Source organism: Streptomyces sp. 3211.6, from assembly GCF_003634815.1.
Classification (GTDB): domain Bacteria; phylum Actinomycetota; class Actinomycetes; order Streptomycetales; family Streptomycetaceae; genus Streptomyces; species Streptomyces katrae_A.
Genome location: NZ_RBXC01000002.1, coordinates 254,284 through 261,940, shown reverse-complemented (window position 1 = coordinate 261,940; position 7,657 = coordinate 254,284). Strand labels below are relative to the sequence as shown.

The following is a 7,657-nucleotide window of genomic DNA, read 5'->3' as shown; positions in this document are numbered from 1 at the left end:
GCTCAGCTCTGGTCGAGCAGGGTCAAGAGTTCTTCGTTGTAGAAGTCGTCGATCGAGATCGCGCCGGACAGGGTGGAGAAGTACCGGTCGATGTGCTCCTGGTGGCCGACGAGCTTGCGCAGCATGTCCGTGCGCCCCTCGGGCTTGAGTTCGGCCACGTTGAGGGCGCCCTGGTACTGGCTGTGGGCCTCGTTGCCGAGCTCGTTCTCGTAGCGGCGCAGGGCGCGCCTGAGCGCGGCGTCCTCGTGCAGCGCGTCCCCGACGAGGTCGGTGAGGGACTGGGCCTGGACGAAGGCCTCGGTGATCCCGCGGGCGGTGATGGAGTCCTTGTGGTTGACCGCGTCGCCGACCAGCACCCAGCCGGGCCCGTAGGCCTTGCGGAAGAAGTTCTCCTGGTGGCCGGTGCCGAACATCTGCTCCTCGCGGCGGCCGCCGCGCATCCGCTCGTACAGGTCGGGGGCGGTGCTGCGGACGGCTTCGAGGTAGGCGGGCTCGACGTCCTTGCGGACCTCGTTGTAGTCGGCCTGCGGGAAGTACGTCATGATCAGCTTGAGGTCGTCGTTGGTGGGGACGGCGGCGACCCAGCGCCCCGGCCGCTCGTACAGCTCGAAGCTGGAGGGGACGCCGGACCAGTAGCTGTAGTAGACGCAGGTGGCCCGGGGGTGCTCGATGACGTAGGGGGCGCCCGCCTTGCGGGCCACGAGCGAGCGCATGCCGTCCGCGCCGACGACCAGGCGTGCCCGGGCCTTGGCCTCGGCGCCGCCGGGCGTGGTGTAGCGCACGCCGACGACCCGGTCGTCCTCCCAGAGCAGGTCGTTCACCGCGCAGCCCTCCCGGAACTCCACTCCGGCCTCCACGGCTCCGGCCGCGAGGATCGGGTCGAGCACGTAGCGCCGCGGCGCGTACGTGGTGGTCAGCCCGTCCATGGGGAGGGAGAAGCCGTCGACGCGGACTCCGGGGCCCTCGTAGCGCTCGTGGGTGATGGGCGTGGCGCCCGACTCGCGGATCCGGTCGAGTAGTCCCCACCGGTTCAGGAGGGCCACGCCCTGCATGTGGATGTAGTGCGAGGAGAGCGTGTCCTGCGGGAAGCGGGCCTTCTCCAGGAGCAGGACGCGGTAGCCGCGCCGGGCGAAGAGCATGGCCGTCGGCGAGCCCGCGCAGCGGGCCCCGGTGACGATGACGTCGTAGTCGTCCACGGTCTTCTCCCCTTTACCGGTGGGATTCGATGTAGGCGGAGATCGACGCGATCGTCGGATTGAGGAACATCTGGTCCATGGGGACCTCCGCGCCGAGTTCCTCGATGTAGGCGCCCTGGATCTTGGTCATGATCAGGGACTGGCCGCCCAGGGCGAAGAAGTCGTCGTCGGGCCCTATGTCGTCGCGCTCGAACTCCCGGCACCAGATGGCGCGGACACCGTCGGCAATCATCACTGTCCTCTCGCTATCGCGTCGGCGAGCGCCGCGCGGTCCACTTTTCCGTGCGGGCTGAGCGGGATCCGCGCGATGTTCGTGAACCTGGCGGGCACCATGTTCCGCGGCAGGTCCTCCAGGAGGCGGGCCCGCAGGTCGTCCTCGGCGAGGTCGGGACCCGCCGGGACGACGAACGCCGACAGCTCGGCCTCGCCGGCGGCGGTGCGGGTGACCGCCACGGCGGCCTCGCGGACCCCGGCGAGCCGACCGAGGGCGCGTTCGACGTCGGCGGGGTCGATGCGCATGCCGCGCACCTTCACCTGTGCGTCGATCCGGCCGAGGACGACGAGGTCCCCGTCGGCGTTCACGCGGCCGCGGTCGCCCGTGCGGTACAGGCGCAGCGGCTTCCCGTCGGCCTCGACCGTCGTGAACTTCGCGTTCTCGGGTCCGGCGCCGCCGAGGTAGCCGGCGCCGACGCCGGTCCCGGAGATGCAGATCTCGCCCTGCTCCCCCGGCGCGACCGGGCGCAGCCCCTCGTCGAGGAGGTGGATGCCGGTGTTGTACGCCGGGCGGCCGACCGGGGCGGCCGCGTCCGCGCCGGGCCGGTACCCGGCGAGGTCGTAGGAGGTCGCGACGTCCGTGCACTCGGCGACCCCGTACTGGTGCAGCAGGGTGCAGGTGTTGCCCTCGCGGCGGGCCCAGTCGGTGAGCCGTTCGGCCTTGAGGGCCTCGCCGCCGAAGAGCACGTAGTCGAGCCGGGTCAGCGCGTCGCCGCCGCGGGCGGTCTCCCAGTCCACCAGCAGGTACAGCGTGCTGGAGGCGCAGTGGACGGTGCGGATGTCGTGCTCGCCCAGCATGCGGTAGGCGAGCATGGGGTCGAAGTTGCGGCTCGCGGTGAAGTACTGGGTGGCGCCGCAGAACAGCGGGGTCATCAGGGCGCGCTGGGAGAGGTCGAACCCGAAGGCGCTGACGACCAGGTTGTGCGAGCCCTGGTGCAGGCCGTACTCGAGCTGCAGCCAGTTCATCAGGTTGAACCAGCCCTCGTGCCGCACGGCGGTCAGCTTGGGCGTGCCGGTCGAGCCGGAGGTGAAGACCGCGTAGCACAGGTCGTCGCCGGTGACCTGGGCGGCGGGGGCGGTCGCGGGGAGCGCTGCCAGCCGCTCGGACAGCTCCTCGAAGCCGGTGACCTCGACGGGCGCCGGCCCGATCAGTCCGGCCGTCGCCGGGGAGGCGACGATCAGGGCGAGGCCGGGGACCTGGTCCAGCAGCAGCCGGAGCCTGGCGGGCGGGTAGGCCGGGTCGAAGGGGACGTAGGCCGCGCCCGCCTTGAGCGTGCCGAGGACGGCCACGAGCAGGTCGGCCGAGTAGTCGAGGCACACGCCGACCTTCGCGCCCCGCCCCACTCCGCGCGCGGCGAGGTGGTGCGCGAACCGGTTCGCCCGCGCGTCCAGCTCCGCGTAGGTCGTCCGTTCGCCGGCCCGGAAGACGGCGACGGCGTCGGGGGTGGCCCGCGCGTGCTCCTCGAACCGTCGGTGCACGACGGGGTTCGGGGGCAGGGCGACCCGCTTTCCCTGAAGGATCATCAACTGGCTCCGGTGTGAGGGGTGTCCGGCGGGACGGGCCGCCGGCGCACCACGGACGGGACCTGCCCGGCGCGCGTGCGGGCGGTCCGCTCCGCTAGGCGGACTTGAGGTCGGCGGTCTTCCGGTCGGCGCTCTCCAGCAGCCGGGTCACCCACTTGTCCACGGGCAGGCCGTGTGCGGCGGCCGCCCGGGAGAGGTGTTCGAGCTGGTCGGCGGAGAGCTCGATGGTGAGCTTCGTGACCTGCGGGCAGCGCTGCCCCACGGCCGCCGGGCCGGCCGGCCGGGCCGCCCCGGGCGGCGCGTCACCCCCGCCCGCGGGGAGGCCGGCCGTGCCGTTCTGCGCGGCGAGGCCCGCGCGGACCGACCGGCGCAGCTCGTTGCGCGACCACTTCTGCTGTTCGGCCCGGCGCAGCCAGTAGTCCTGCTCCGGCGGGGAGAGGCGGGCCACCTCGGCGTGGTGGGCGAAGCTGAGGCCGTCGCGCCTGCGGTGGTGGTCGAACCGCCGCGCCACCCACGCGTAGTTGCGCAGGGTCTGGTAGTCGAGCCCGGTGCGCTCGATCGCCTCCTTGTAGCGCCGCCACCCGTAGGTGGCCTCGCCGAAGCGGAGCCAGTCGGCGAGCCACCAGGCCGAGGAGTTCCCGAGCTCGCGCAGGTTGGTCCCGATCTGCTCCCAGGACCGCTCCGGCAGGTTCGCCGGGAGGATCATCCCGGTCTTGCGCACTTCGGCCTGTGGTCCCGCGAAGGACAGGACCACATCGCCTTGGGCGGGCCCGCCGCCGTGGCCCGCAGGGCGGGCACGGTAGCTGCCCGTGGTTCTCGCAGCGCCGCTCACGATCTTCATCCCCCAACTCAGAGTGTGTGCCCGGGCGCCGGTGTCTCAGTCCGCCGCCATGGCCTCGCGCAGGCTGCGGGGGCGCAGGTCGGTCCAGTTGCGTTCGACGTACTCCAGGCACGCGGCCCGGTCGGCCTCGCCGAAGACGACGCGCCAGCCCGCGGGCACGTCGGCGAAGACCGGCCACAGGGAGTGCTGGTCCTCGTCGTTGACCAGGACGTGGAAGCGACCGTCCCCGTCGTCGAAGGGGTTCGTGCTCACGTGACACTTCCTTAACTGTCATGGGGTGACTAGGGAAGAAAGACCGTCAGGCCGAAGGTGCGGGAGGGCGCGCGCCGGATGCGCCGGTCGGCGTCGTTCTGGAGGGCGCCCGGAGCTCCGGATCGAGCGGTGGGTGCGGCGTACTGGCCGTGCGGGCGGGACCGCGGATGCCGTTCGGGCCGGGCAGCCCGCGGTGCCGGTCCGACTCGGCGCCCACTGTAGCCACCGCCCTTTTGAGACACGGTCGAGTCCCGCTCGGGAGGGCGGGCGCAGGCTTTCGCGGGGCGCCCGGGGCGCGCCGCCTGAGGATCGTTGGAGAGCCGCCACACCTGCGGCACAGGCCACCTGATGTGCGCACCCCGCCGACCGGGCGCAGCCCTATGGTGCGGGGGTGCGCAGCCCGACCGAGGGAGAGAGATGGACAGCACACGTCCTGCCTTGCGCTTGTTCGTCCTACACCACGCGGGCGGATCCCATCTGCCGTACCGCCGCTGGCCCGCCGGACTGCCGGACTCCTGGGACGTGCGGCTGCTGGACGCCCCGGGCCACGGCTTCCTCCTCGACCTTGCGCCGCTGGACGACGCGGGCCGCCTCGCCGACTTCCTGCTGGAGCACATCGAGTCCGAACTCACGTGCCCGTATGCCCTTTTCGGCCACAGTATGGGTGCTCTCGTCGCGTACGAGATGACCCGCCGGGCCGCCGGGCGGGGCCTGCCGCTGCCCGTGTGGGTCGGGGTCTCGGCGCGGACCGCGCCGCAGCCCGCCGGTCCGCCGGAGCCGTACCACGAGCTGCCCGACGCCGAGCTGCGGACCCGGCTGAACCTGCTGGGCGGGACGCCCGACGGGATCTTCGACGACCCCGACCTGTGGGCGGTGTTCGAGCCGGTCATCCGGGCCGACCTGCGCCTGGTGGAGGAGTGGCGTCCCGATCCCGGGGCGGACCCGCTGCCGGTGGCGCTCTCGGCCTACGCCGGCGCGGGCGACGCGCACGCCTCGCCGGCGCGGATGGCCGGCTGGGGGGCGTACACCGAGCGCTTCCTGGGCCTGCGGGTCCTGGACGGCGGCCACTTCTACTTCCAGGACGATCCGCGGCCGCTGCTGCGGCGGATCGAACGGGACGCGACCGCCGCGCTGGACGCGGCGGGCGCGGCGCGCTCCTCCTGACCCTTGCGTTGCCCGCCCGTGCGAGGAGAAGACATGCAGTTCCGCATTCTCGGTCTGGTGGAGGTCCGGGACGAAGAGGCCGGCCTGCACCTCCTGCCCACGGGCGCCAAACAGCGCGCGCTGCTGGGGGCGCTGGTGGTGAAGGCCGGGCACCACGTCTCCGTGCGGCAGCTCATCGACGAGCTGTGGGGCGAAGAGCCGCCCGTCAACGCGGAGAACGCGCTCCAGGTGCACGTGGCCCGGCTGCGCCGGCTGCTGTCCGGCCCGGAGGGCGGGCGGGAGGGCCGCCCGGACGCCGACCGGGGGGCGCGGCAGCCGTGGATCGTGACGACCTCGCGGGGTTACACCCTGCGGCAGGGCCCCGTGGAGACGGACGCGGCGTGCTTCCAGCAGCTCACCGACACCGCCCGGCGGATCCTGCACGAGGACCCGGGGCGGGCCGGTGAGCTGCTGCGCCGGGCCCTGTCGCTGTGGCGCGGCCCCGCCCTGGAGGGCAGCGTGCTCGGTGACATCTGCGCGGGGCGGGCGGCGCAGCTGGAGGAGCACCGGCTGACCGCGCTGGAGATGATGTACGACGCCTACCTGCGCACCGGGCGGCACGGCGAGATCACCGGCGAGCTGATGGTGCTCACCACCGACCACCCCATGCGGGAGCGGTTCTACGACCTGCTGATGGTCGCCTTCTACCGGTGCGGCCGGCAGGCGGAGGCGCTGCGCGTGTACGAGCGGGCCCGCCACCGGATGGTGCACGACCTCGGGGTCGAGCCGGGCCCGGCCCTGCGCCGCCTGATGCAGGCGATCCTCCAGCACGACCCGGCCCTCGGCCCGGAGGCCCGCTCCCTGCCGTCCGGCCCGCCGCCGGCGGTCGCGCCGGTGCCCGTGGGGGCGGCCGCGACGGCCGGGGACGCGGCGCTGCCGCTGATGGAGGAGATCGCCCGGCTGCAGGACCGCATCGAGCGGCTACAGCGGGAGCAGCGTCAACTGCTGTGCCGGTTCGAGGAGTTGACCGGAGGGACGCTGCCGCGGGCGACGGCCTGAGGGCAGTACTCGGCGGTGACGACGGGGAGGATGGTCTCCGCGCCCCAGTTGGCGTTGTAGTTGAACGTCAGCTGGTGGCGGGCGTCCTCGGTGAAGGCGGCCAGGGAGATCCATCCCAGCGCGCCGCCGTCGTGGTACCAGAGGGTGGTGCCGCAGCCCAGGGTGAGCCGTTCGATGCCCAGTCCGTAGGACGCGCCCGGGAAGTCGGGGTTGTCGACGGTGGTCTTCATCTCCTTCAGCTGCTGCGGGGGCAGCAGGCGGCCGCGCATGAGGGCTTCGTAGAACCGGTTCAGATCGGCCGTGCTGGAGATGATGTCGCCGTTGCCCCAGCTCTGCGAGGGGTTCGCCTCGGTGACGTCGTCGATCCGCTCGGGCCGGTCGGCGAAGAGCCGGGAGTAGCCGCGGGCGCTGGGCCGGGGCAGGAGGGAGTTCGTGCCGGGGTTGGAGGTCGCCTTGAGGTCCAGGGGCTCGATGATGCGCCTGCGCACCTCCTCCGCGTAGGGCCGGCCGGCGGCCTTCTCCAGGACGAGCGCGGCCAGCACGTCGTTGGTGTTGGAGTACCAGTGGCGGGCGCCGGGCCGGAAGGGCGGTTCGTGGGAGAGGGCCACCTTCACGCGCTGTTCGGGCGTCAGGGTGTCGTAGCGGTGCTGGAGGAAGCCGTCGCCGCTGAGGTAGGTCGCGGCGTACTGCGCGTCGGCGAGGAAGTCGTAGAGGCCGCTGGTGTGGTTGAGGAGCTGGCGTACGGTGATGGCCCGGCCGTCGTTGCCGTTGCCCGTCACCAGGCCGGGCAGGAACCGTTCCACGCTGTCGTCGAGGCTCAGCTTCCCCTCCGCCTCCATCTGGAGGAGGGCGGTGGCGACGAAGGTGTTGGTGATGCCGCCGATACGGAACCGGTCGTTCTTGCCGCGCGGCGCCCCCGTCTGCCGGTCGCCCACGCCCGCCGCCGTCTTCCACACTCCCCCGGCGTCGCGCGCCTCGGCGGCGATGCCGGGGACTCCGGCGGCGACGGCCGCCTCGATCGCGCGCTGCGTCGCCTGGTGGCCGGCCGCCGGGGGAGCCTCGTCCCGCGCGGCGGCGGACCCGGTGAAGGCGGTGGCCAGCAGGGCGGCCGCCGCCAGTGCGACCACCGCGGCTCTCGGTCTTCTCCGCATCGTCTTGCCCCTCTCGTGGTTGTCGTCCGTGAAATCCGTGGAACCCCCGGGCCCTGGAACCCGTGGAATCCGTGAAACCCCTGGCATCCGTGCGGTTCGAACGCTGCTCCGGCAACGCTCCAGCCCGCCCCGCAACAGTTCTGGCCGGTTGTGTACGCCCCTTCTCCTGGAGGCACGATGGCACCACAGGCCGGTCACACCGCTGCGTCGCACGGCAG

Annotated in this window: 8 protein-coding genes; 2 read left to right on the top strand and 6 right to left on the bottom strand. The window is 72.8% G+C overall.

Going from position 1 to position 7,657, the window contains the following annotated elements:
• Positions 1–2: 2 nt before the first annotated feature.
• From BX286_RS35215 to BX286_RS35195, 5 genes are all read right to left on the bottom strand, one after another.
• Complete coding sequence (locus BX286_RS35215) at positions 3–1,196, bottom strand: NAD(P)/FAD-dependent oxidoreductase (protein WP_121017882.1); 1,194 nt, start codon at positions 1,194–1,196, stop codon at positions 3–5.
• A 13-nt stretch (positions 1,197–1,209) separates the two neighbouring features.
• On the bottom strand, positions 1,210–1,428 hold the full coding sequence (locus BX286_RS35210; protein ID WP_079432241.1) for an acyl carrier protein: 219 nt from the start codon (positions 1,426–1,428) through the stop codon (positions 1,210–1,212).
• On the bottom strand, positions 1,428–2,993 hold the full coding sequence (locus BX286_RS35205; RefSeq protein WP_100864942.1) for an amino acid adenylation domain-containing protein: 1,566 nt from the start codon (positions 2,991–2,993) through the stop codon (positions 1,428–1,430). Before BX286_RS35205 ends, BX286_RS35210 begins: the two co-directional genes overlap by 1 nt.
• Positions 2,994–3,087: 94 nt before the next feature.
• Positions 3,088–3,834, bottom strand: coding sequence for an LmbU family transcriptional regulator (locus BX286_RS35200; RefSeq protein ID WP_167747663.1), 747 nt, complete (start codon positions 3,832–3,834; stop codon positions 3,088–3,090).
• Between the two features lie 36 nt (positions 3,835–3,870).
• Positions 3,871–4,086 (bottom strand): MbtH family protein, encoded by a 216-nt coding sequence (locus tag BX286_RS35195; RefSeq protein ID WP_079432244.1) that lies wholly within the window; start codon positions 4,084–4,086, stop codon positions 3,871–3,873.
• 438 nt (positions 4,087–4,524) lie between these two features.
• Here BX286_RS35195 and BX286_RS35190 point away from each other — a divergent pair, with 438 nt between their 5' ends.
• Both BX286_RS35190 and BX286_RS35185 read left to right on the top strand, forming a co-directional pair.
• The gene (locus BX286_RS35190) at positions 4,525–5,250 is read left to right on the top strand and encodes an alpha/beta fold hydrolase (RefSeq protein WP_315974790.1); all 726 of its coding nucleotides are present in this window, start codon (positions 4,525–4,527) and stop codon (positions 5,248–5,250) included.
• Between the two features lie 33 nt (positions 5,251–5,283).
• Positions 5,284–6,288: a BTAD domain-containing putative transcriptional regulator gene (locus tag BX286_RS35185; RefSeq protein WP_100864944.1), complete on the top strand. Its 1,005-nt coding sequence runs from the start codon at positions 5,284–5,286 to the stop codon at positions 6,286–6,288.
• Here BX286_RS35185 and BX286_RS35180 read toward each other — a convergent pair.
• Positions 6,228–7,439 (bottom strand): serine hydrolase, encoded by a 1,212-nt coding sequence (locus BX286_RS35180; protein ID WP_187344324.1) that lies wholly within the window; start codon positions 7,437–7,439, stop codon positions 6,228–6,230. The two genes, BX286_RS35185 and BX286_RS35180, sit on opposite strands and share 61 nt — an antisense overlap.
• Between the last annotated feature and the right edge of the window lie 218 nt (positions 7,440–7,657).

Excerpts from the sequence above, each read along its gene's own strand:
- BX286_RS35210 (WP_079432241.1), bottom strand. The coding sequence starts at position 1,428 with ATGATTGCCGACGGTGTCCGCGCCATCTGGTGCCGGGAGTTCGAGCGC.
- BX286_RS35205 (WP_100864942.1), bottom strand. The coding sequence starts at position 2,993 with ATGATCCTTCAGGGAAAGCGGGTCGCCCTGCCCCCGAACCCCGTCGTG.
- BX286_RS35200 (WP_167747663.1), bottom strand. The coding sequence starts at position 3,834 with ATGAAGATCGTGAGCGGCGCTGCGAGAACCACGGGCAGCTACCGTGCC.
- BX286_RS35185 (WP_100864944.1), top strand. The coding sequence starts at position 5,284 with ATGCAGTTCCGCATTCTCGGTCTGGTGGAGGTCCGGGACGAAGAGGCC.
- BX286_RS35180 (WP_187344324.1), bottom strand. The coding sequence starts at position 7,439 with ATGCGGAGAAGACCGAGAGCCGCGGTGGTCGCACTGGCGGCGGCCGCC.